Below are 23666 nucleotides of genomic sequence, written 5' to 3'. Positions count from 1 at the left end.
CATGATATGATGGATATTAGAGAAATAATCAGCAATAATCGATTAAATAAAAGTGTAATGCAAGGATCTTTTGGTATTGAAAAAGAAGGCATTCGTGTGGATGAAGAGCAGCGACTTTCGCTAGAAGAACATCCTGCAGTTTTTGGGGATCGTTCGTATCATCCCTATATTCAAACTGATTTCAGCGAAGCACAGTTGGAAGTTGTAACACCACCTATGTCTTCACTTGACGAAACGTTTAAATGGATGAAAGCACTAAATGATGTTACTCAACGCTCCGTTAGTAAAGGTGAATACGTTTGGCCATTTAGTATGCCAGCTGTTTTACCCGACACAAAGCAGATTCCAATTGTAAGAGTTAGTGATCAAAGTGAAGTAGCTTACAGAGAAAAACTTGCAAAAAAATATGGAAAGAAAAAGCAATTGATCAGTGGTATCCACTATAATTTTGCATTTTCGGATGAGTTTATCCAAGCTATTTTCGAAAAACAAGAAGCATACAGAACAGCTAAAGAAGTTAAGGATGAAATTCACCTTAAGCTAGCGCGTAATTTCTTAAGTCATCAATGGATATTGACGTACCTATTTGGCGCTGCGCCTTTTGCACATGAATCCTTCTTTGAAATAGATAAAAAAGAATCCATTTTAAAAGATCCGATTCGTTCTATCCGCAATAGTCAGCATGGCTATCACAACACGAACGATATCGTTGTTCGATATGACGAATTAAAGCACTATGTGCAAGACGTTGAAGATATGGTTGCAAAAAACACTCTTAGTGAAGAACGAGAATTTTACGGAGCAGCTAGATTAAGAGGTAAATCCAAGAAAATTGGTTGTATGATCGAGACAGGTATTGATTATGTTGAGTTCAGATCATTTGATATCAATCCTTATAGCGCTCTCGGATTGACGAAAGAACAAGCAACGTTCATTCATCTGTTCTTTGTACTCATGATTTGGATGGAAGATTCCAAAGATTCAGCTATGATTCAAGAAGGAACTCGTAAGAATGAAGAAGTTTCTGTAGAAAATCCTTTTAGTCAAACAAAGTACCATAAAGAAGGTCTTGAGCTTTTAGAGACTATGAAGCAAATGGCAGAAGAATTGACCTTAGATGCGGTGTATCACGAAGTAGTAGATACGGCTATAGAACAGTTCAATTATCCAGAGAAAACACTTGCTGCTGAATTGACTGCTCAAATAGGATCAGCGGATCAGTATCTTGAAATTGGAAAACTACTTGGACAAGGGTATAAAAAAGAAGCGAATGAAAAACCCTATCTTCTTAGCGGTTTTGAGACGATGGAGATGTCTTCTCAATTATTGATTTTTGATACACTACAAAAAGGTATTCGATTAGAAGTTCTGGATGAAGTCGACCAATTTTTGAAATTGTCCCATAAAGGACATGAAGAGTATGTGAAAAACGGAAACATGACCGCAAAAGATACCTATATTTCACACTGGATCATGGAAAACAAAACGGTCACGAAAAAAATTCTTAAAAGCAAAGGATTTAAAGTACCTGGTGGAGAAGAGTACCAAACTAAAAAAGATGCGCTTGACGACTTTTATAAATTTAAAGATCGTTCTATAGTTGTTAAACCAAAGTCGACTAATTATGGACTAGGTATTACGGTATTTAAGCATTCTCCAAGTATAGAAGACTTTGAAGAAGCCATTGATATTGCATTCAGTGAAGATGCTTCGGTACTCGTGGAAGATTTTGCAGCCGGAACAGAATATCGATTTTTTGTACTTGATGGTAAGGTGAAAGCTGTCTTATTAAGAGTCCCGGCAAATGTAACCGGTGATGGTGAACGTTCCATACGTGAACTGATTGAACAAAAAAATAGAAATCCTTTAAGAGGGACAAAGCACAGAGCACCTCTTGAGAAAATACAATTAGGTAACATTGAAAGATTAACGTTAAAAGAACAAGGGTATACTTTTGAAAGTATTCCTGAAAAAGGCGAAACAGTTTATTTAAGAGTAAATTCAAACATTTCGACTGGTGGGGATTCTATCGACTTCACAGATGAAATGGACGAAAGTTATAAATTACTGGCAGAAAAAATGGCCGTACCTATTGGGGTAAAAGTAACCGGAATCGATTTGATCATCCCGGATTACACAAAACCTAGTACAGAAGCTGATCCTGGATACACAGTTATTGAAGCCAATTTCAATCCAGCCATGCATATGCATGCGTTTGTGTCTCAAGGAAAAGGTAGAAGACTAACAGTAGAAATTCTTAAAATGCTGTTTCCAGAGGTTTACGCATAAAGTCAGTACCTGTTGATTTCCCAAGGAACGCATAGAAAGAAAGTGACATAATGAATCAATCTGTTTATTTAGATTACGCAGCAACAAGTCCAATGCATCCAAAAGTCATTGATGAAATGTCAAAAGCCATGCGCAGTCATTTTGGCAATGCCTCTAGCACGCATCAGTATGGGCGGCTTAGTAGAGGTTTGTTAGATGAAGCAAGAATTGTTTTTGCGAAGAGTATTCAAGCAAAGCCTAATGAAATTTTGATGACAAGTGGTGGCACAGAAAGTGACAATACGGCTATCTTGAAGACCGCTGAAAAGTTCGGTACAAAAAAACGTCATATTATTACAACAAATGTAGAACACCAAGCTGTATTGAAACCAATGGAATATTTAGAAGCATTAGGATATGAAGTGACTTATTTACCTGTCAATGAAGAAGGTTTCGTTACGGCTGATCAAGTAGAACAAGCTTTAAGAGAAGATACCTTTCTGGTTTCAATCATGTTTGGTAATAACGAAGTCGGCACAGTTATGCCGATTGCCGATATTGGTCAATTGTTGAAAGATAAAGAACAGTCCATTTTGTTCCATACGGATGCTGTTCAAGCTTACGGTTCAAAAGCTATCGATGTTAACCAGTTGAATGTCGACTTGTTATCTGTTTCTGCACATAAAATTGGTGGACCAAAAGGCATCGGATTCTTATATTGCAGAGAAGGACTGTCCTTACCGAGTCTGATTCTTGGTGGAGAGCAAGAAACTAAAAGACGAGCAGGTACAGAAAATATCCCAGCTGTCGTCGGATTTAAAACAGCTGTCGAATTAATGTTAAGAGATCAAGCTCAACGCGTTCAAAATTATCTAAAGTTAAAGGCACGACTGTTGAATCAATTAGAAAAATTTGACATTGCCTATAAGATCAATGGAAACTTAGAAAAGTCATTACCTCAAATCATCAGCTTACACCTAACGGGAGTAGACGCTGAGCGGATGTTGATCAAGTTGGATCTTTCCGGCATAGCAGTATCGGCCGGATCAGCCTGCACAGCGGGAAATATTGATCCAAGTCATGTACTCACAGCAATGTACGGAGAAAAGCACCCAGCAATCAGTGAGACCATTAGAATTAGTATGGGATTTGAAACAAAAGAACAAGATATCGACAGGATTGTTACAGTATTAGATAAAGAAATCAACAAGCATTGAGCACAAAAGGAAAATGAATTTTAGTGATAAGGAGAACGTAAAATGGCCACTAAACCAATCGACAGTTTAACAGGAAGCAAGGATCAGTATAAAGTGAATGACCAGGCAAAAAGGTATACTTTAAAAGACCACGGATTTACTGAAACTAAAAATGGGTCTTTTCAGTATGAAAGAACGTTAAGTAGCGTGATTTCAGAAAAAACAGCACCTAAATTAAAAATCACAATCTCAAAAGATTTAAAAGAACTAAAGCTTGTAACGGTTACAGCAAATGGCTTAAAAAAGATCGACATTTTTAAAGACACTGACCTTAAACAAGCTCAATTGATGGTTGAAAATATTTTAAGTACTTTTGTAGAAGAGTCTGTGCTAGAAAAAGCATAAACAATCATCAAAGCAGTCTTATCAGATTAAAATACTTTTAAACAACTTGATTTCTTCTTTTAAGTAAGTATAATGATATAGACTGAAACTTACGAACCTTCAATTCGTGTATAGTTCAGAATCTAAACTGAAATGATGGTGATTTTATGACAGACAACTCGAAAACTAGAGTCGTCGTCGGAATGAGCGGAGGAGTGGATTCTTCTGTAACAGCTTTGTTGCTCAAAGAACAAGGTTATGAAGTTATAGGCGTATTCATGAAAAACTGGGATGATACAGATGAAAATGGCGTTTGTACGGCTACCGAAGACTATAAAGATGTCGCATTAGTCGCAAACAAAATTGGTATACCTTATTATTCTATCAACTTCGAAAAAGAATATTGGGACAAAGTATTCACGTACTTCTTAGATGAATATAAAAAGGGTAGAACACCCAATCCTGACGTTATGTGTAACAAGGAAATCAAGTTCAAAGCATTCCTTGATTATGCTATTGAATTAGGTGCAGATTACGTTGCTACTGGTCATTACGCTCGTGTAAGTCGTGACGAAAATAATGTCACGCATTTACTAAGAGGACTAGATAATAATAAAGATCAAACGTATTTCTTGAATCAATTATCTCAAGAACAGTTATCAAAAGTGATGTTCCCACTAGGGGATATGGATAAGAAAGAAGTTCGTAGAATAGCTGAAGAAGCAGATCTTGCAACAGCGAAAAAGAAAGATTCCACTGGGATCTGTTTTATCGGAGAAAAAGATTTCAAACAGTTTTTGATGAACTATCTTCCAGCACAACCGGGTAATATGGTGACACTGGATGGAGAAATCATGAAACAACATGATGGTTTGATGTATTATACGATTGGTCAGAGAAAAGGTCTTGGAATCGGTGGAAATGGCACCTCAAACGAGCCGTGGTTTGTTATCGGTAAAGACTTAGAGAAAAATGAGTTATATGTTGGACAAGGATACGAACATCCAACGCTTTATGCCACTCATTTAGATGCAAGTGATTTTTCTTTCACTAACCATGATGAAAAACCAGAAACGTTTCACTGTACTGCTAAATTTAGATACAGACAAACAGATGTTGGCGTAACGGTACACCTTGATAAAGAACAAAGAACAGCGCAAATTGAGTTTGATGAGCCAGCTCGTGCAATCACACCTGGACAAGCAATCGTTTTGTATGATGGAGACGAATGTATCGGTGGCGGATTAATAGATGCTGCTTACAGTAAAGAAACTGAACTACAATATGTTTAGCAACAGTTAAATAACTAAATAAGAAAGGAGATAAATGGACAGCCATCTATCTCCTTTTTTATTTTAGTGTATACTGATTTAAGTCAGGCACTAGAAAAACAGCTGCGATTTCGATAAAATAGTAAAAGCGAAAACGAGGAGGGATATGATGGAAGAAGAAACGCTTCAATTAGAAGATCATCAAGAGAATTACATCAACGGAGAAGTTATGGCTATTTATTTCTCCAGTCCTTCGAACTTTTTCAAGGTTATGCTCGTGTCTGTTACAGAGACAAATACTACGTATGACAGCACGCAAGTAGTCGTTACTGGTAGTTTTGGACAAGTGCATGAAGGGGAAAGTTATCGTTTTTTTGGAAAACTTACGGAGCATCCAAAGTATGGGCTTCAATTCTTAGCGGATCGTTATGCAAAAGAACAACCTTCAAGTGGTCAAGCCGTTGTCTCATACTTATCCAGTAGTCGATTCAAAGGTGTTGGAAAGAAAACGGCGGAAACCATTGTAGATACATTGGGTGAGGGTGTCTTAGATTTGATTTTAGATGACCCAAATCAACTTGACCGAGTCCCGGGTTTGAATCAAACAAAAAAACAAATGATCATGGACGTTCTTGATAAAGAACAAGGGATGCAAAGAGTCGTCCTCGCTTTAAATAAATACGGACTAGGAAATCAGTTAGCTTATAAGGTCTATCAGAAATACGAAGGCAAAACCTTATCGGTTATTCAGGAGAATCCTTACCAGTTAATAAAAGAAATCGAAGGAATTGGATTTAACCGTGCAGATTTGATTGCCGAAGAGATTGGAATCAAGTCGGATGCACCTGCTAGAATTCAGGCAAGTATTTTGTATTCTATTCAAGAACTTACATTAAGTGATGGAGATACATATGCTTCTAGCAAACCACTTCTTCAAAAAACCATACAGGTGCTTGAAGAAAGCCGACCATTTATTATTGATCCGGAAATCGCTGCGGACAATATCATTGAGCTGGTTCAAAACCAAGAAATCATTCAAGATGAAGACCGCTTTTATATTCCTTCCTTGTATGCATCTGAGTGGGGAATCGCAACATCAGTAGAAAGACTCATCGAGCATGCTAGTGAGATTGCTCATTCAAAAAAGTCTATCCACAAAAAACTCATAAAACTGGAAAAAACAATGGGTATTACCTATGGAGATTCTCAGAAGAACGCCATTGAAGAAGCGCTTAAATCACCTGTCTTTTTACTTACAGGTGGACCAGGTACTGGAAAAACGACCGTATTAAATGGTATTGTGACACTTTTTGCTGAATTGAATGATTTGTCACTTGACCCGAATGAGTACAAAGATGAAGCCTATCCTATTCTACTAGCGGCCCCCACAGGAAGAGCAGCCAAACGTATGAAAGAAACAACTGGATTGCCCGCCTCTACCATTCACAGACTACTCGGGTTGACGGCTACAGATGATGAAGAAGATCTGGGTGATCATGATCGCAATCTTAAAGGAAAACTACTCGTAATCGACGAGATGTCAATGGTCGATACCTGGCTTGCTTATCAGCTTTTCAAAGCTGTTCCAAGCGATATGCAGGTGATAATGGTTGGAGATAAAGACCAACTCCCCTCTGTAGGACCGGGTCAAGTTTTAAGAGACTTTCTTGAAAGTGACGTTGTACCACAGAAAGAATTAAAAGATATTTATCGTCAGGGAAATGATTCTTCCATTATTCCTCTAGCCCATAGTATCAAGGAAAACAAACTACCAGACGATTTCAGAGAAAAGAAAAGCGATCGTAGCTTTTTCCCCTGTTCAACCAATAAAGTACTGGATGTTATCACACAAGTTGTATCAAGAGCGATTGAAAAAGGCTTTTCGGCTCAAGATATACAGGTCTTAGCGCCCATGTATAAAGGTCCTGCAGGTATCAATACATTGAATAAGCATTTACAAGATTTATTTAATCCAAATCCAAATGGTGAAAAAAAAGAAATGAAATTCGTAGACAGTGTCTATAGAATCGGCGACAAAGTACTGCAACTCGTCAATGACCCTGAAAGAAATGTGTTCAATGGGGATATGGGGATGATTACAGGAATTATTCCAGCTAAAGAATCAGAAACAAAGACGGACAATCTGGTTATTGATTTTGAGGGAAATGAAGTAACCTACCTCAGAAATGAATGGAATAAAATCACGCTCGCATACTGCTGTTCTATCCATAAAGCCCAAGGGAGCGAGTATAAGATGGTCATCTTGCCGATGGTCAATGGCTACCGTAGAATGTTGAAGAAAGACTTACTCTATACCGCGATCACACGTGCCAGTCAAATCCTGATTTTATGTGGAGAAGAAGAAGCCTATAGAAGTAGTTTACACTCTACAAGTATGCTGAGAAAAACGACGTTAAAAGAAAGATTACTAGCGGAAGATCCTTTAAGTATTGAAGAGTCTGAAGAGTTCACAATGGTTGAAGAGACTAAAGAACAAGATAATCAGACTGAAAAGCAATCTACATACCTTACTCCAGATATGGTTGATAACAATGAAGTAGATCCGCTTATCGGAATGGTTGGTATAACACCTTATAGAGAATAATAAACGCCTAAGAAGACGATTTTGAGCCTTCTTAGGCGTTTAGTCATTACCATATTTTAACGAATCCAGAAGGCTCTTTTTTTGCTTGAAATGGTGTAATCGCCATAAAATTCTTTTAACTCACCATCATGTTGTCCGTATTGATGAGACTGTATGTTTATAGCGTAATCTGCTACTTTAACAACATGCATTTTTTTATGAGCAAGGTGGTCTTTTTTTAAGATGACTCTAATTAGCAAAGACAAAAGTTCGCTAAAAGACACTTTTTCAGCAATCACTAGCTCAAATACACTATCAGTTGGATCGGCTTTTGGATGAATCGGAATTCCTCCACCGAAAAATCGATGATTCACGCAGACAGCCAGTAATATATTTGAGAATTCCAAAGAATGCTTACCCGCATCTATACTGATATTGAAGGGTCTTTGCTTAAAGTAGGCATATAGAATCGAACTAAAATAAGCTGCATTACCAATGAGGTTTTTTAATTTCGATTCAGCTAACGAATGGATAACCATTCCGTCAATTCCAACCCCAAAACTATTTAAAGCATATGAGCGCCTATGTTTATGTTGAATTTCAATGATATCAAGTTGTCTAGGTTTAGTTGTTTGAAGCATATATTGAATAGATGCCTGAATTGTCAGAGGAATGTTATGAGAACGAGCAAAATCATTTCCAGAACCTGTTGGAATATAGCCAATAGGGCAGTCAGCATTTTTTGATTCTAATCCATTAATGACTTCACTAAGTGTACCATCTCCACCAACCACTACTAGAAGATTATGGGTTGATAACTTAGGAGCAAGCGAACGAGCTAATTCGAAAGCATGACCAGGATATTGAGTTTTGTGAACAGTATAAGTATAATCTAGTTCGTCAGAGTACTGTTTAATCTGCTTCAAAGCTTTATGACCATTTCGAGAATGTTCGTTTAGTATGTAAGTAAACTGTAGATTTGTATTCATGGAATCACTCCATTCTTTATATAACAGTAGTATACGGTATCCAAGGTCTTTGTAAACCCTACTATGATAAAATACTCATGAATCCGCAAACAGGGTTGAGAAAGTGATTTGCATAATGATAGAATGATTCGAGTTACTAACGAATTGAGGAGGAATGATATGCTAAAAATGGCAAGACGATTTACTTTAAGTGCAGTCGATTATGTTTATATCGTGATTGGATGCTTGATTACGGCGGTTTCTTTCCAAGTGTTTTTATTACCAAATGAAATTGTATCTGGAGGGATAACAGGGCTATCGATTATAGCCAATAACCTTTATGGATGGACTCCAGCAGTTTTTCAGTATGCGGTCAATATTCCCTTACTAATATTATGTTTTGCACTACTTGGTAAAGCCGCAGGATACAAAACGATTCTTGGAAGCATGTTACTACCTTTTTATCTAATTTTCCTTGAAGATTTAAGCCCTCTCACAAATGACCCTTTACTAGCAGCTATTTTTGGTGGAGTATTCACAGGACTAGGATTAGGGATTGTATTTCGTGCTAAGGCCACAACTGGCGGAACAAGTATTATTGTTCAGATTTTATATAAATACGCTCGCCTTCAATTTGGGTTGAGTACTGTCTTGGTAGATGGAGCAGTGATTTTCTTCGCATTAATTGTATTTGATCCAGAAACAGTTATGTATTCACTGATTGCTTTATTTATCATTTCAAGAACGATTGACTTGGTGCAGCTTGGTTTCAATCGAAACAAAAATATCTTTATTATTTCTGATAATCCAAAAGCAATCAAACAAGAAGTCTTGCATACTCTACAAAGAGGTGTAACGAATCTTGGTGTACGTGGGGGATATGGAAATACAGAAAAAGATATGCTAATGGTTGTCATACAAGAAAGAGAGTTCACACTCTTGAAAGAAACGGTGTTGGAAGTTGATCCGGATGCATTTGTTGTTGCAATGAGTGCAAGTGAAGTGTTGGGTAGAGGATTTTCTCTTCATAAACAATTCAATGTAGACGAACCGATGCTGTAAATACACTTAAAGATTGTTTGATAAACAGTCTAGATTTTCAGCAAGTATTGACTGTATTTGAAAACTAGGCTATACTCATTTTAACGAAACTATAGGATATAGTTGATGAAAATGCTATTTAAGAGAGATTCTTGTCTTGGTGAAAAAGAATCATAGCAAACCTTTAACTGCTCCCTATTGTACTGTGTGAGAAATCATACCGCTTTCTTGGCGTTAACAAGACTTAAGAGGTAATGACAAACTGAGTAAAGTCATTGCAAACGAGGTGGTACCGCGTGTAATACGTCCTTGTGAGCAGTGTTCTTTAGTCAGTTTTTTTGTGTGATCAAAAGTTAAAAGACGAGAGGACAGATTTGAAAATGAAACAAGTAAATAGTTCTGAATTAAGACAACTCTATCTAGATTTTTTTGCAGAGAAACATCACAAAATTGAAAAAAGTGCATCTTTAGTACCGATCGAAGATCCATCACTATTATGGGTCAATTCTGGGGTTGCTACAATGAAAAAATACTTTGATGGTTCTGTGAAACCAGATAACCCTAGACTTGCAAGCTCACAAAAAAGTATTCGTACCAATGATATCGAAAATGTTGGTAAGACAGCAAGACACCATACTTTATTTGAAATGCTTGGCAACTTTTCTATCGGTGATTATTTCAAAACAGAAGCAATCGAATGGGCTTGGGAATTTCTGACAAGTGAAAAATGGATGAATATGGATCCTGAAAAGTTGTATGTAACAGTGTATCCTGACGACAAAGAAGCGTATAGAATTTGGAAAGAAGTCGTTGGGCTAGGTGAAGACCATATCGTTGAAGAAGAAGGTAACTTCTGGGATATCGGTGAAGGTCCTTGTGGTCCTAACTCAGAGATTTTTTATGACCGCGGACCTGAATACAATGATTTGTCAGAAGATGATCCTGAAAGCTATCCAGGAGGAGAAAATGAACGCTGGTTAGAAATCTGGAACTTAGTATTCTCTCAATTCAATCATAAGCCTGATCATACCTATGACCCACTTCCAAATAAAAATATTGATACGGGTATGGGACTTGAAAGAATGCTTTCTGTTGTTCAAGATGTGCCAACAAACTTTGAAACAGACTTGTTTATGCCAATTATTCAAAAAGTAGAAGAAATTTCTGGAAAAACGTATACAGATGCAGAGAACAAAGGAATGAGTTTCAAAGTGATTGCAGACCATGTGCGTGCAATTACGTTTGCGATTGGAGATGGCGCATTACCTTCTAATGAAGGACGTGGATATGTTTTAAGACGCCTTCTCAGACGTGCTGTTATGCACGGCCGTAAGTTAGGTATTGAAAAACCGTTCTTAACCAAACTAGTTCCAGTAGTAGGCGAAATTATGCAAGAACACTACCCTGAAGTACTAGAAAAGGCTGATTTTATTACCAAAGTCATTTCTAATGAAGAAGATCGATTCCACGAGACTCTAGCTGAAGGTCTAGGAAGACTTAACGAAATCACTGAGCACATTCAAAAAAATCAAGAAACGGTTATTAGTGGAGAAGATGCATTTCAGTTATATGATACCTTTGGTTTCCCCATTGAGTTAACAGAAGAAGTAGCGAATGAACAAGGGTTAACAGTAGATATCAGTGGATTTGAGAAAGAGATGGAGAAACAGCGCGAACGTGCTAGATCTGCTCGAAGTGACGAAGGGTCTATGTCAGTTCAAAGTAATCTTCTAACTTCTCTGGATAAAGATAGTGAGTTTATTGGGTATAACAACATCCAGTCCGAAGCGACTCTTGAAACTATATTGTTTGAAGAAGCTTTTCAGGATACAATCGCTTCTGGTAATAAAGCTAGACTTATATTCGATGTAACACCTTTCTATGCTGAAAAAGGTGGACAAATTGGAGATAATGGTCAAATCAAAAATCAATCTGGAGAAGTTGTGGCTAAGATAGAAACGGTTAAATCAGCTCCAGCAGGACAACCACTTCATGAAGCAACCGTATTAGCTGAAATGAAAACAGGAGAAGTCTATTCATTAGAAGTTGATCGTAATCGTCGAAACTTGATTGAAAGAAATCATACAGCAACACACTTATTGCACCAAGCGCTTAAAGATGTTCTTGGGGATCATGCTAATCAAGCGGGTTCATTAGTAACACCAGATCAGTTAAGATTCGACTTCACTCACTTTGGACAAGTAACAGACCAAGAATTAAAACAGATGGAAGAAATCGTGAACCAAAAGATTTTTGAAGGACTTTCAGTTTCAACTGTGGTGACTTCAATTGAAGAAGCTAAAAAACTTGGCGCAATGGCACTTTTCGGAGAAAAATATGGCGATAGCGTCCGCGTTGTAATGATTGGAGAATATTCCAAAGAATTTTGTGGGGGCACCCATGTTTCAAATACATCAGATATCGGATTATTCAAAATCGTATCGGAATCTGGTATCGGAGCAGGTACAAGAAGAATCATTGCTAAAACCAGTGAAGGGTATTATAGATGGATGGAAAGCCAGCTAGCATTACTACAAGAAACAAGTGCAATGCTTAAAGCTCAGACGATTGAAGAAGTGCCTAATAAGGTTTCTCAATTATTAACAGAATTGAAAGAAGTTAAACAAGAAAATGAGTCATTGAATGCTAAAATGGCCAATGCTCAAGCGGATGACGTATTCAAACAAATCGAAGAAGAAGCTGGAATGACGTTTATAGCACAAGAAGTTCAGGTTAAAGACATGAATCAATTGCGTCAACTAGCAGATAAGTGGAAGCAAGAAGCTTATTCAGATGTACTAGTATTAGGATTGAAAAATGAAGATAAAGTTAATTTGATTGTTGCAATGAGCGATAAAGCTATATCTGCCGGACTCAAAGCAGGAAATCTAATCAAAGCGATTGCTCCTAAAGTTGGCGGTGGCGGTGGCGGACGCCCTGATATGGCTCAAGCTGGTGGTAAAAATCCAGAAGGACTTGCAGATGCTCTAAGTGCTGTGCAAAACTGGATTCTAGAAAACCAATAAATGAATCAAAAACATCTTTCTAGGCATGTAGTTTAGAAAATCCCTTTGAATAATATGAAATAAAGGGATTTCTTGATTTCACTATATAATAGGCAAACCGTTTATTGGTCATTGTACTTTTATTGAATTTCTTGTAAAATAATAACACATAAGCTTTATACGAAGACAAAAATTAAAGGATTTGCTTATGAAGTACGGAGGGAGATTTATGACTTCAAACGATCATACAGTACGCTTTAGTGTAGGTAACAATCAAGAACACAACGTAGAGGATACTTTGAGAATTGTATATAAAGCACTTGAAGAAAAGGGGTACAACCCGATCAATCAAATCGTTGGCTATCTACTTTCCGGTGACCCAGCTTATATACCAAGACATCATGACGCTAGAAATTTGATCAAACGACACGAACGTGACGAAATTTTAGAAGAATTAATGACTAAATATCTAGAAAGTGACAAATAAATCATGCGTGTAATGGGATTAGATGTCGGATCTAGAACAATTGGAATTGCCGTTAGTGATCCGCTTGGGTGGACAGCACAAGGTATTGAAATCATCAAAATCAATGAAGATAAAGGTGATTACGGGATTGAACGTATGAAAGAACTCACTGAATCTTATGAAGTAGAGCGTTTTATCGTAGGTTTACCAAAAAATATGGATAGTTCAATAGGTCCAAGAGCAGAAGCCTCGCTTGAATATGGTAAACTGTTAGAAGAGACATTCGGATTACCTGTCGAATATCAGGATGAGCGATTGACCACAATGCAAGCTAACCGCATGCTGATAGAAGAAGGAAATGCGTCTCGGAAAAAAAGAAAACAAGTAATCGATAAGTTGGCTGCAGTAATGATTTTACAAGGCTATCTTGATCGAAAAGCAAATAATTATTAATGAGGAGATGGAAAAATGGCAAACGACCATAATCACGATCACGATCATGACCACGAACATATTACAATAATTGATGAAGAAGGTAATGAAGAATTATACGAAATCTTATTTACTTTTGATTCAGACGATTTCGAAAAATCTTATGTACTTGTTTACCCTGCTGGTACAAGTGAAGGGGAAGAAGTTGAACTTTCAGCATTCTCATATACTGAAGTAGACGGAGGACTTGAAGGAACACTAAGTTCTATTGACTCTGATGAAGAATGGGAAATGATTGAAGAAGTACTCAACACTTTCATCGAAGAAGAAGACGAAGAAGTTTAAAAATGATAACAATAGCCATGCGAAATGCTCCTGTTAATTTCACATGGCTATTTTCTTTTGTGTATTAGGTTTGAACGATAGCGTACATACAAGATGCTTGATCAAATAGAACCTTTAGAAAATCACCTTTAATCTAGCAAGTGTATTGTGTATAATAGAACAGATATAAACATTTTTGAAAAGGAATGGTTCAAATATGCCAGACCAGGAATCTACACATACTGTGCGCAAAATCGTACTGAGTATCGTGGCTGTATTAATCGTTTTGATTGTGATTCTAGGGTTTTCAAGTTATCACTACTATACTTCTTCTCTAGAACCTCTAGACCCAGAAAGTAATGAAGAGATACCTGTTGAGATACCAATTGGATCTTCTAGAACAGATATTGCTCGTATTTTAGAAGAGAAAGGCATCATAAATAGTGCGTTTGTATTTAATTACCACCTTAGATTTAATGGTGAACAAGGATTTCAAGCAGGATACTATCTATTCTCGCCTGCTTTGTCTTCAGATGAAATTGTTCAGAGTTTGAAAGAAGGTGGCTCACCTATAACAGAGGAATCAGCTGGCAGATTAACGATACCAGAAGGATATACAATCGAGCAAATTGCTGTAGTTATTGATGATCAGACTGATTTCACAGAAAAAGAATTTTTTGATTTGATCAAAAGCGAAACTTTTCTTCAAGAAAAAGTTGAAGAATTTCCTGAGCTTCTAACAATTGCATATGAAGCGAGAGAAGAGACCATATATGCTTTAGAAGGCTATCTATATCCTGCAACATATGAGTTTAACGATGATACGACACTGGAAGCCGTCGTCACTCAGATGCTTTCTAGAATGGACCAGGTTATAGAAACGTATTATTCAGATATTCAAGAACAAGAAACAACCGTTCATGCGATTCTGACGATGGCATCTTTCATAGAGCGAGAAGGAATCACTTTTGAAGATCGCGAAGTGATTTCGGGTGTATTCTATAATCGCTTAGCAATTGATATGCCACTTCAAACTGATGTTAGTGTGACCTACGCTTTAGGAGAGCACCAGGAAAGAATCACTTATGATGATCTGGAAACGGACTCTCCCTATAATCTCTATCAACATAGAGGGTTAGGACCAGGCCCGGTTAACAGTCCGGCAGAAGATTCTATAAAAGCGAGTGTTTATCCAGCTGAAACGGATTACTACTACTTTATAGCAGATCTATCTACGAGAGAAGTTTATTTCTCGCAAACGTATCAGCAACACTTAGAGTTACGAGAAGAATTAAATTAAAGCATTGAGCCTTCTGGGCTCAGTGCTTTTATTGAGAAAATCGGACTACCTCTGTAAATGAGCGTGTTCAATCGAGAGGAAAATTCATTATGAAAAAAACAAAACCAATAGTAATAGGTGTCACAGGCGGTTCAGGTAGTGGAAAGACAAGCGTGAGTCAAGCAATCTTTAATCATTTTCCTGGTAGATCGATTATGATGTTAGAGCAAGATTCCTACTACAAAAATCAGGATCATCTCGACTTTGAAGAAAGACTTGCTACAAACTATGATCATCCTTACGCATTTGATACAGATCTATTGATCGAGCATCTAAACAAACTCGTTAATTATGAAACCATCGAAAAGCCTGTATATGATTACACTAAACACACTAGAAGTAGCGAAGTGATCGTTCAGGATCCAAAAGAAGTCATCATACTTGAAGGGATCTTGATACTAGAAGACCCAAGACTTAGAGAAATGATGGATATCAAAGTATATGTTGATACAGATGACGATATTAGAATTATTAGAAGAATTAAAAGAGACATCGAAGAGCGCGCACGTACATTAGACCAAGTTATTGAACAATATCTTACTGTTGTGAAACCGATGCATGCGCAATTTATTGAACCTACTAAAAAGAATGCAGATATCATTATACCTGAAGGTGGAAGAAATCAAGTTGCGATAGATTTGATGACAACTAAAATTGATACGATTTTCAAAAAACGCTCTCTTTAAGCAAATTATTCAAGGGGTATTTAATAAAAAAACGCTTTACAAGATGTTAAGTTCGTGGTATCTTGATTCCATTGAGATTCCGAGCATTGTGTTTGAATCGATATAGTAAGGGTTAGTTTATATCCGGAATACTTGTTTGATCAGATTTTAACGAATATATTATGGGGTGAAGCACGTGATGACAGAAAAAGTATATCCAATGACTTTAGAAGGTAAAGAAAATTTGGAAAATGAATTAGAAGAACTAAAAACAGTCAAAAGAAAAGAAGTTGTAGAAAGAATAAAAATTGCTCGAGGGTTCGGAGATTTATCAGAGAATTCTGAATATGAATCAGCTAAAGATGAGCAAGCTTTTATTGAAGGTAGAATCAGTACAGTTGAACACATGCTGACAAACGCCGAGATCATTGATAATTCTAAGTCAAAAACAGATGAAGTATCTTTAGGACGTTCAGTTATCTTCAAAGAACTACCAAATGGTATCGATGAAGAATACACAATCGTCGGTAAAGCAGAAGCAGATCCTTTCTCTGGAAAAATTTCAAATGAATCGCCAATTGCTCAAGCTCTTCTTGGTAAAAAAGTTGGAGAAAAAGTTGAAATCAGTACTCCAGGTGGGTCAATGACAGTAGAAATCACAAAAGTATTCTAAATAAAATACCAGAAGAACAAAAGATGTGAGTTGTCTTTTGTTCTTTTTTTCTTTTTCTACTCATACTTAAGACTGATTTTTCCTCTGTAGTAGTGCGGTATGATCAATTATCCATTATACTGTAGTTACATCAATCTTGAGGAGCATGCAAAATGAATCATCCATTATTCAAACTGGTTATGGGGCTACTAGGTATCTGGTTGCTTTACGATATCGTTACGAGCGGATCACTTCTAGTTCTATTTTTACTTGGGCTATTTTTAATGATTTTTCCAGATAAATTATTTAAAAAAAATCATAAACAAGAAAATCTATTCTGGTTAGGTCTCATATTGTTTTTGCTATCTATATTCTTCACGAGTGCAGCTTGGGTGATTTTGATTGTACTGCTTATCTTTAAAGTTGGAGAGGATCATAAGATGTTCAAGACTATAAAGGATCCTTTAACTAAAAAACAACCAAAATGGAGAGAAAAAGATTATGTTTCTTTCCATTTCAAAGAAGAACAAGAAGAAACGGTCAAATTATCTAGAAAAAAATGGTTTGGGGACGATTCAATAGGATATGATATCTACGAATGGGATGATATCAATTTTTCTAAAGCGATGGGTGACACAGTGATCGATCTAGGAAATACCATACTTCCGAAAAAGGAAAATATCGTTATGATTCGAAAAGTACTGGGCGATACTAAACTACTGATTCCTGAAGAAGTTGGTGTATCATTAGATCTTTCTGTATTACTTGGGAAAGTTAAAATTGGGAACGATCATTTAGATTTAAAGAATGAAACATTGAAATGGCAGTCAGCGACTTACCCGGAAAGTTCCAGAAAGATCAAGATTGTATTGAACGCTTTAATTGGAGAAGTTGAGGTGATCTTTATATGAAACGCACTGCGACTGAATTCTCCAAGTACTTTTTTCTATTCTTTATCATGATTTTCTTGTTCACATTGTTTATCTGCTTTACGTATACAAGTGAAGATTGGTTTTATATGATTTTTCAGTATCGATTTCAAGGATTTCCTTTGATCTTTTATTTATTCTTTTTTTCCGTTTTTTTGACTTTTGTCATGTTAGCCTATATGAAATCTTACGAACGAAAGAAACTCAAGAAAGTCGAAGAAGGACTTAAAATGATGTCAAAAGGCCATTATTCCGCTTCAATTTTTCTTGATATGTATTCTTTAGACACACCACTACAGGTAAATAAAGAAATTGATCGTCAATTTATTAAGCTTCACGAAAAATTGATGAGAATGGCAGAAGAAGCGATTATGGCCAGTCAGAGATCAACACAGATGAGTAATGAGACAAAAATTGAAATTCTTGAGAATGAACGTCATAGAATTGCTAGAGAGTTGCACGATTCTGTAAGTCAGCAACTTTTTGCGGCCTCGATGATGTTGAGTGCTGTTAACCAGCAATCGGATGAATTGGATGATAAATTCAGCACTCAATTAAATTTAATTGAAAAAATCATTAATGATTCTCAAACAGAGATGAGAGCATTGCTATTACATCTTAGACCAGTTAAATTGGACGGAAAAACCTTAAAGCAAGGTGTAGAACAATTACTTAAAGAATTATGCACTAAAATCAATACAGAGATTCGTTTTGAAATCGAAGACGTCAGACTGGCACATGGTATTGAAGATCATTTATTCCGAATTGTTCAAGAATTACTTTCCAATGTATTAAGACATGCAAAAGCTGAAGAATTAGAAGTTTACCTAAAAAGGGTACATGAAACTGTTTTGCTTAGAATGATTGATGATGGGGTCGGTTTCGATATGAGTCATAAAAAATCCGGAAGTTATGGTCTGGAAAATATTCGCGAAAGAATTAATGGGATCGGTGGAGATGTCAAAATCATCTCTTTTCCAGAAAAAGGTACTAGTATTGAAATTAGTATTCCAATTGTAGCAGGAGGAGAAAAATGATACGACTATTATTAATTGATGACCATCAAATGGTTCGTCTAGGACTTTCATCATATTTTTCGATACAGGAAGACATGACGGTTGTTGGTGAGGCAGAAGATGGGCTTCAAGGATACGAGATTGCAATAAAAGAAAAGCCAGATATTATACTAATGGATTTAGTAATGGAAGTAATGGATGGAATTGAATCTACTCAAAAAATTCTCCATGAGTGGCCGGAAGCTAAGATAATTATTCTGACCAGCTTCATCGATGATGAAAAAGTCTTTCCAGCTATGGAGGCGGGGGCCTCAGGGTATCTTCTTAAAACTTCTTCAGCTGGTGAAATAGCAGAAGCCATACGATGTACATACAACGGCGATCCTTACTTTGAGACAGAAGTTACAGAAAAACTGATAGAACATGAAAATAACAAGGGTAAATTGATCTTACATGATGAATTGACGAATCGAGAAAAAGAAGTGCTCCAACTGATTTCTCAAGGATACTCTAACCAAGAAATTGCAGACACGCTTTTCATCACACTAAAAACTGTAAAAACACATGTATCGAATATTTTATCCAAGCTTCAAGTAGAGGACCGCACACAAGCCGCAATTTATGCCTTTAGACATGATTTAGTAGAATAAAAAATACCCGGTGGGCATGCCCGCCGGGTATTTTGCTGTTGACTAATTTATTTAGTTAAGATTACTGGCAATATTATAGGCTTACGTTCTGTTTCAGCAAATAAGAACTGTTTGATATCTTCAATCAGATCGTTACGCATTTTGTATTCATTCACTTGTTTGAACTCAAAAGATCTTTGGATACTTTCAAAAGCAACTTTTTGAGCACTTTGAATCAGTTTTTCAGATTCTCTCATGTAAATGAACCCTCTTGAAATGATGTCTGGACCTGCAAGAACCGTTCGTTTATCTGTATCAATCGTTGCAACGACAACAACAAGACCGTTGTCAGACAATAATTTACGGTCTTTTAATACGACATTTCCGATGTCACCAATACCGCTACCATCAATATAAACGTCTTGAGCATTAAACTCTCCAGCGCGTCTAGCAGAATCTTCTGTGAAAGCAACAATTTGACCATTGTCAAGAATAAAACAATTGTCTTCAGGCACACCCGTTTGCTGGGCTAATTTAGCGTGAATACGTTGCATACGGTGCTCTCCGTGAATAGGAACAAAGAATTTAGGCTTCATCAAGCGAAGCATTAATTTCTGTTCTTCTTGACCACCGTGACCAGAAGTATGAATATTGTTAACTTTACCATGGATAACGTTAGCGCCAGCTTCTAGCAATTGGTTAATGACTCTATTTACACTAACTGTATTACCCGGAATTGGAGAACTAGAAAATACCACTGAATCTCCTGGATGAATCGTGATCTGACGGTGTGTACCATTTGCAACACGACTTAAAGCAGCCATTGGTTCTCCTTGAGACCCAGTACATAAAATCAGCACTTCATTGTCCTTATATCGTTTTAACTCATTAGGATGGATAAAAGTACCTTCCTCAGCTTCAATATAGCCAAGTTCTTGTCCTGTTTCTAAAGAAGTTACCATGCTACGTCCAAAAACGGCTATTTTACGACCTGTTTCGTTTGCAGCTTTGACCACTTGTTGCACTCGAGAGATATTGGAAGCGAAGGTAGCGAAAATAATTCTACCGTCAATCTTTTTCAGCAAGCTTTGAATGGACTCTCCGACAACTTGTTCTGATTTTGTAAAGTTGGGAACTTCAGCGTTGGTACTGTCAGAAAGTAACGCCAAGACGCCTTCTTCACCGATTTTAGCCATTTTATGCAAATCAGCAGGTTCTCCAACAGGTGTAAAGTCAAATTTGAAATCACCTGTTTGGACAATGTTACCATTCGGTGTTTTTACAACTATACCGTATGATTCTGGAACACTGTGTGTCGTACGAAAGAATGAAATAGACGTTTTTCTAAATTTTACGACTGTATCTTCATTGATTTCATTAAGCTCAGCAGAACGTAGTAGTTGATGTTCATTTAATTTGTTACGAATCAAGGCTAAAGCTAATTTGCCAGCATAAATAGGAATATTTAGCTGTTTAAGAAGGAAAGGAATTCCTCCAACGTGATCTTCGTGACCATGCGTAATGAATAGTCCTTGAATCTTGTCTTTGTTTTCAATGATGTAAGAATAGTCCGGAATAACATAGTCAATACCTAGAAGATCATCTTCAGGGAATTTGATACCAGCATCGATCAAGATAATTTCATCTTGGAACTGAACTCCGTAAGTATTTTTACCAATTTCATTTAAACCACCTAAAGCAAAAATAGCAGCTTCATTATTTTTAATATTCGGTTTCATCAAAAATCTCCTTTTAATATTGTTTTCAATCAGATTGTATATTTGACGTTTGAACGTAAGCTTGAACAAACGAATACAGTGAAGACTAGGTTAACCAAGTCTTTTTGCATATTATGAAAAAAAGCCACTTTGAGTATAGTTCGATCATGACATGGCTCGAGTTTTCATTTTTCATTTTTAATATCCGTCCGATGAGTTGGCCTATTTCAGCCAACGGTTAGTATAATTCTACCATACTCAAAACAATAAGTATAGAAGAAGCGAACTCATGAAAACAGAGTCTGACAAGGTGATTTAATTTAATCCAATCACTGATCTGTTCATTTTAATATTCCTAGTTGTGTGGAATGGATTACACGGGTTACACTAGCAGAGTAAAGACAAATAGAGCTAAGAATTTAAGGAGACGGACAATGACTAAAAAAATGATCTTTTTCGATATAGATGGCACGCTTTTAACAGATGAAAAAACGATTTTGAGCAGTACTAGAGAGGCAATCAAGACTTTACAAGAAAATGGTCACGAAGTAGCCATTGCAACAGGTAGAAATGCATTGATGGCAAAAGAGTTGATCGATGAACTTAACGTACCCAATTATATCGTTTGTAACGGTGCTGCTGGTTTTTTCCATCACGAAGAAGTTTATTCTAATCCTCTGGATGAGCAGGCTTTAGAACGGTTGATCAAAGTTGCGGATAAGAACGATCATCAGATGATTTACGAAACCGCTAAAGAACTTAAAAGACGAAGCGAAAAGGTCAGTGAAGCAGTCAGTTCAGGAATGAAGCATGTCGGCTTCCCAGTTCCAGATGCTAATCGATCGTTCTATGAAAATCATGATTTAATTCAAGCATTGATTTTTTATAGTGAAAAAGAGAGTCATCTATATGAAGAAGGGCAGTTTCCTGAATTCAGGTTTGTAAGATGGTACGAGTCTGGTGTGGATATTCTTCCAGCAGATGGTTCGAAATTTGAGACAATAGCAAAAATGGCTGCTTTAAAAGGGTTTGAAAAAGAAGACGTTATAGCTTTTGGTGATGGACTTAATGATTATGAAATGATAGCAAATGTTGGACTAGGCATATCTATGGGGAATGGAGAAAGTATTGTTAGAGAAGTGGCCGATATGGTTACGGCCTCGAACAACGATGACGGAATTTACAAAGCTTTAAAAGAATTAGAGCTGATTTAACAATCAATAAAAGTTCGTTTAAAAAATTCTTATTCAGTTATTTCAAGAAATTTTATTCCTTTCTAAACAGGTACAATTTAGCGCGTTTAATTAAGATATTGAATCTAGTCTAGTCATTCGATATAATTAGTTTTACTATTCTATTAAATAAAGCGGTTTACAGAAATTGTATTTGATTTAGAAATGGAGATGTTCATGGAAACAAACAATAAAATAGTTGCTACTTCAGCTCGTCAGATCACTCAAAATACTCAATACTGGATGCTCATATCATTTGGAATATTTCTGGTGCTCATTTCATTTGTTTTCAATACACCTTTTGAAATTATTAAAGGTCAGGCAATTATTCTTACAGCTGCATCCAACTTAATGACTGACTATTTCGAACTTGCCAACGTGGGCGCAACGTTTTTTAATTCCGGAATACTAACGTTGCATGCTTTACTTTTGATAAAAGTAACCAAAGCCAAAATTAACGGTTCACTGATTGCCGCTGTATTTACAGTTGCGGCTTTTTCATTCTTTGGTAAAAACCTCTATAATTCCATGCCGATTGTCGTCGGAGCATTCACCTATGCTTGGGTAACGAAGGTACCTGCCGAAAGATCATTACTAGCTGCTTTGTTTGGAACAGCGCTAGGACCACTTGTCAATGAAATCACATTTAATATCGGCTTACCTTTAGGCATAGGCGTACTGCTAGGAAGCGCGGCCGGATTTGTAGCTGGATTTATTTTGCCACCATTAGCCCATCATTTTGTTGGCTTCACCAAAGGATTTAGTTTATACAATATTGGATTTTCGAGTGGTGTAGTCGGTACAATTTTCACTTCAATCCTTAGAGCTACTGGAGTCGTAATAGAACCAATTTCACTAATCTCTAAAGGAAACAATATGCCGATGTCATTATTATTTTTCCCGTTATTTACAGTCATGTTAGTATACGGGCTCTATTTAAATTCTTGGTCATTAAACGGGTATAGTCGTATGATGAAGCATTCTGGACAATTATCCTCAGACTTTGTGAAAAAGAATGGGTTCAACCTTACGCTGATTAATATGTCTCTATTAGGGTTTATAGCTTTGGGATTCGTATTATTGTTAGGAGGAGAACTGAACGGCCCAGTCATTGGGGGCATTCTGACTGTAGTAGGGTTCGGTGCGTTTGGTAAACATCTTAAAAATGTTATCCCTATCTTGTTGGGCGTTACATTGATCGGGCATCTCAACAATTACGATATGAGTGATACTTCAGTTATCATAGCAGGATTGTTTGGAACAACGATAGCACCTATAGCTGGTCGATACGGACTAGTTATGGGAATGGTTGCTGGTGGATTACATTTAACGGTTGTTAGTAATACGAGTTACCTTCATGGTGGAATCAACCTTTACAATAACGGTTTTGCAGGTGGTTTTGTAGCTGCGCTAATGATTCCGTTATTAGAAGCTGTTCATTACCATAGAGAGCAGCGCAGAGAAATTAGAGAACCAGTCGATCCAGCAGAATCTATTAGAACAGAAGAAGATTAAAAAAGCTGAAAATGGTGTGTTTAACTTTACTC

General features: G+C 36.8%; 20 protein-coding genes. 18 read left to right on the top strand and 2 right to left on the bottom strand.

Annotated features, from left to right (window positions below; all coding sequences use genetic code 11):
* The first annotated feature begins 6 nt into the window (after positions 1-6).
* The 5 genes from gshAB (at position 7) to LG377_RS08780 (ending at position 7724) form a co-directional block, all read left to right on the top strand.
* On the top strand, positions 7-2289 hold the full coding sequence (gshAB, locus tag LG377_RS08800; RefSeq protein ID WP_225744288.1) for a bifunctional glutamate--cysteine ligase GshA/glutathione synthetase GshB: 2283 nt from the start codon (positions 7-9) through the stop codon (positions 2287-2289).
* Positions 2290-2339: 50 nt separating this feature from the next.
* A complete protein-coding gene (locus LG377_RS08795) occupies positions 2340-3485 on the top strand; it encodes a cysteine desulfurase family protein (protein ID WP_225744287.1) in 1146 nt (381 codons plus the stop codon).
* Between the two features lie 42 nt (positions 3486-3527).
* Complete coding sequence (locus LG377_RS08790; protein ID WP_225744286.1) at positions 3528-3869, top strand: DUF1831 domain-containing protein; 342 nt, start codon at positions 3528-3530, stop codon at positions 3867-3869.
* Positions 3870-4015: 146 nt separating this feature from the next.
* The gene (gene mnmA, locus LG377_RS08785; protein ID WP_225744285.1) at positions 4016-5140 is read left to right on the top strand and encodes a tRNA 2-thiouridine(34) synthase MnmA; all 1125 of its coding nucleotides are present in this window, start codon (positions 4016-4018) and stop codon (positions 5138-5140) included.
* A 145-nt stretch (positions 5141-5285) separates the two neighbouring features.
* Positions 5286-7724, top strand: a complete 2439-nt coding sequence (locus LG377_RS08780; RefSeq protein ID WP_225744284.1) for an ATP-dependent RecD-like DNA helicase — start codon at positions 5286-5288, stop codon at positions 7722-7724.
* 56 nt (positions 7725-7780) lie between these two features.
* On the opposite strand, the gene LG377_RS08775 is transcribed toward LG377_RS08780, so the two are convergent.
* The gene (locus LG377_RS08775; protein ID WP_225744283.1) at positions 7781-8692 is read right to left on the bottom strand and encodes a diacylglycerol kinase family protein; all 912 of its coding nucleotides are present in this window, start codon (positions 8690-8692) and stop codon (positions 7781-7783) included.
* A gap of 159 nt (positions 8693-8851) precedes the next feature.
* On the opposite strand from LG377_RS08775, the gene LG377_RS08770 reads away from it, so the two are divergent.
* From LG377_RS08770 to LG377_RS08720, 11 genes are all read left to right on the top strand, one after another.
* Complete coding sequence (locus LG377_RS08770) at positions 8852-9733, top strand: YitT family protein (protein WP_225744282.1); 882 nt, start codon at positions 8852-8854, stop codon at positions 9731-9733.
* Positions 9734-10092: 359 nt separating this feature from the next.
* Positions 10093-12738, top strand: a complete 2646-nt coding sequence (gene alaS, locus LG377_RS08765) for an alanine--tRNA ligase (protein WP_225744664.1) — start codon at positions 10093-10095, stop codon at positions 12736-12738.
* Between the two features lie 208 nt (positions 12739-12946).
* Positions 12947-13204, top strand: a complete 258-nt coding sequence (locus tag LG377_RS08760) for an IreB family regulatory phosphoprotein (protein WP_225744281.1) — start codon at positions 12947-12949, stop codon at positions 13202-13204.
* A gap of 3 nt (positions 13205-13207) precedes the next feature.
* Positions 13208-13636: a Holliday junction resolvase RuvX gene (ruvX, locus tag LG377_RS08755; protein WP_225744280.1), complete on the top strand. Its 429-nt coding sequence runs from the start codon at positions 13208-13210 to the stop codon at positions 13634-13636.
* Between the two features lie 15 nt (positions 13637-13651).
* Positions 13652-13960, top strand: coding sequence for a DUF1292 domain-containing protein (locus LG377_RS08750; protein WP_225744279.1), 309 nt, complete (start codon positions 13652-13654; stop codon positions 13958-13960).
* Between the two features lie 196 nt (positions 13961-14156).
* On the top strand, positions 14157-15239 hold the full coding sequence (gene mltG, locus LG377_RS08745; protein WP_225744278.1) for an endolytic transglycosylase MltG: 1083 nt from the start codon (positions 14157-14159) through the stop codon (positions 15237-15239).
* An 89-nt stretch (positions 15240-15328) separates the two neighbouring features.
* Positions 15329-15964 carry a uridine kinase gene (gene udk, locus LG377_RS08740; protein WP_225744277.1) on the top strand — a complete coding sequence of 212 codons (636 nt, stop codon included), beginning with the start codon at positions 15329-15331 and terminating at the stop codon, positions 15962-15964.
* Between the two features lie 178 nt (positions 15965-16142).
* Positions 16143-16616, top strand: coding sequence for a transcription elongation factor GreA (gene greA / locus LG377_RS08735; protein ID WP_225744276.1), 474 nt, complete (start codon positions 16143-16145; stop codon positions 16614-16616).
* A gap of 152 nt (positions 16617-16768) precedes the next feature.
* Complete coding sequence (gene liaF / locus LG377_RS08730; RefSeq protein ID WP_225744275.1) at positions 16769-17506, top strand: cell wall-active antibiotics response protein LiaF; 738 nt, start codon at positions 16769-16771, stop codon at positions 17504-17506.
* Positions 17503-18561, top strand: a complete 1059-nt coding sequence (locus LG377_RS08725) for a sensor histidine kinase (RefSeq protein ID WP_225744274.1) — start codon at positions 17503-17505, stop codon at positions 18559-18561. Before liaF ends, LG377_RS08725 begins: the two co-directional genes overlap by 4 nt.
* Complete coding sequence (locus tag LG377_RS08720) at positions 18558-19190, top strand: response regulator transcription factor (protein WP_225744273.1); 633 nt, start codon at positions 18558-18560, stop codon at positions 19188-19190. The genes LG377_RS08725 and LG377_RS08720 overlap by 4 nt, the downstream gene beginning before the upstream one ends.
* 47 nt (positions 19191-19237) lie before the next feature.
* On the opposite strand, the gene rnjA is transcribed toward LG377_RS08720, so the two are convergent.
* Entirely contained in the window at positions 19238-20908 is a 1671-nt protein-coding gene (rnjA, locus tag LG377_RS08715) for a ribonuclease J1 (RefSeq protein WP_225744272.1), read from the bottom strand.
* A gap of 413 nt (positions 20909-21321) precedes the next feature.
* Between rnjA and LG377_RS08710 the strand changes: the two genes are divergently transcribed.
* Positions 21322-22101 (top strand): Cof-type HAD-IIB family hydrolase, encoded by a 780-nt coding sequence (locus LG377_RS08710; protein WP_225744271.1) that lies wholly within the window; start codon positions 21322-21324, stop codon positions 22099-22101.
* 195 nt (positions 22102-22296) lie between these two features.
* On the top strand, positions 22297-23634 hold the full coding sequence (locus tag LG377_RS08705) for a DUF1576 domain-containing protein (RefSeq protein WP_225744270.1): 1338 nt from the start codon (positions 22297-22299) through the stop codon (positions 23632-23634).
* Positions 23635-23666 lie beyond the last annotated feature (32 nt).

Source organism: Marinilactibacillus sp. Marseille-P9653, from assembly GCF_916618885.1.
Classification (GTDB): Bacteria; Bacillota; Bacilli; order Lactobacillales; family Carnobacteriaceae_A; genus Marinilactibacillus.
The sequence above is the reverse complement of the archived record's forward strand: the minus strand, read 5'-3'. Positions and strand labels throughout refer to the sequence as shown.

Bases quoted from the DNA above. Each gene is read 5' to 3' on its own strand.
- gshAB (WP_225744288.1), top strand. From the start codon at position 7: ATGATGGATATTAGAGAAATAATCAGCAATAATCGATTAAATAAAAGT.
- LG377_RS08795 (WP_225744287.1), top strand. From the start codon at position 2,340: ATGAATCAATCTGTTTATTTAGATTACGCAGCAACAAGTCCAATGCAT.
- LG377_RS08790 (WP_225744286.1), top strand. From the start codon at position 3,528: ATGGCCACTAAACCAATCGACAGTTTAACAGGAAGCAAGGATCAGTAT.
- mnmA (WP_225744285.1), top strand. From the start codon at position 4,016: ATGACAGACAACTCGAAAACTAGAGTCGTCGTCGGAATGAGCGGAGGA.
- LG377_RS08780 (WP_225744284.1), top strand. From the start codon at position 5,286: ATGATGGAAGAAGAAACGCTTCAATTAGAAGATCATCAAGAGAATTAC.
- LG377_RS08775 (WP_225744283.1), bottom strand. From the start codon at position 8,692: ATGAATACAAATCTACAGTTTACTTACATACTAAACGAACATTCTCGA.
- LG377_RS08770 (WP_225744282.1), top strand. From the start codon at position 8,852: ATGCTAAAAATGGCAAGACGATTTACTTTAAGTGCAGTCGATTATGTT.
- alaS (WP_225744664.1), top strand. From the start codon at position 10,093: ATGAAACAAGTAAATAGTTCTGAATTAAGACAACTCTATCTAGATTTT.
- LG377_RS08760 (WP_225744281.1), top strand. From the start codon at position 12,947: ATGACTTCAAACGATCATACAGTACGCTTTAGTGTAGGTAACAATCAA.
- ruvX (WP_225744280.1), top strand. From the start codon at position 13,208: ATGCGTGTAATGGGATTAGATGTCGGATCTAGAACAATTGGAATTGCC.
- LG377_RS08750 (WP_225744279.1), top strand. From the start codon at position 13,652: ATGGCAAACGACCATAATCACGATCACGATCATGACCACGAACATATT.
- mltG (WP_225744278.1), top strand. From the start codon at position 14,157: ATGCCAGACCAGGAATCTACACATACTGTGCGCAAAATCGTACTGAGT.
- udk (WP_225744277.1), top strand. From the start codon at position 15,329: ATGAAAAAAACAAAACCAATAGTAATAGGTGTCACAGGCGGTTCAGGT.
- greA (WP_225744276.1), top strand. From the start codon at position 16,143: ATGACAGAAAAAGTATATCCAATGACTTTAGAAGGTAAAGAAAATTTG.
- liaF (WP_225744275.1), top strand. From the start codon at position 16,769: ATGAATCATCCATTATTCAAACTGGTTATGGGGCTACTAGGTATCTGG.
- LG377_RS08725 (WP_225744274.1), top strand. From the start codon at position 17,503: ATGAAACGCACTGCGACTGAATTCTCCAAGTACTTTTTTCTATTCTTT.
- LG377_RS08720 (WP_225744273.1), top strand. From the start codon at position 18,558: ATGATACGACTATTATTAATTGATGACCATCAAATGGTTCGTCTAGGA.
- rnjA (WP_225744272.1), bottom strand. From the start codon at position 20,908: ATGAAACCGAATATTAAAAATAATGAAGCTGCTATTTTTGCTTTAGGT.
- LG377_RS08710 (WP_225744271.1), top strand. From the start codon at position 21,322: ATGACTAAAAAAATGATCTTTTTCGATATAGATGGCACGCTTTTAACA.
- LG377_RS08705 (WP_225744270.1), top strand. From the start codon at position 22,297: ATGGAAACAAACAATAAAATAGTTGCTACTTCAGCTCGTCAGATCACT.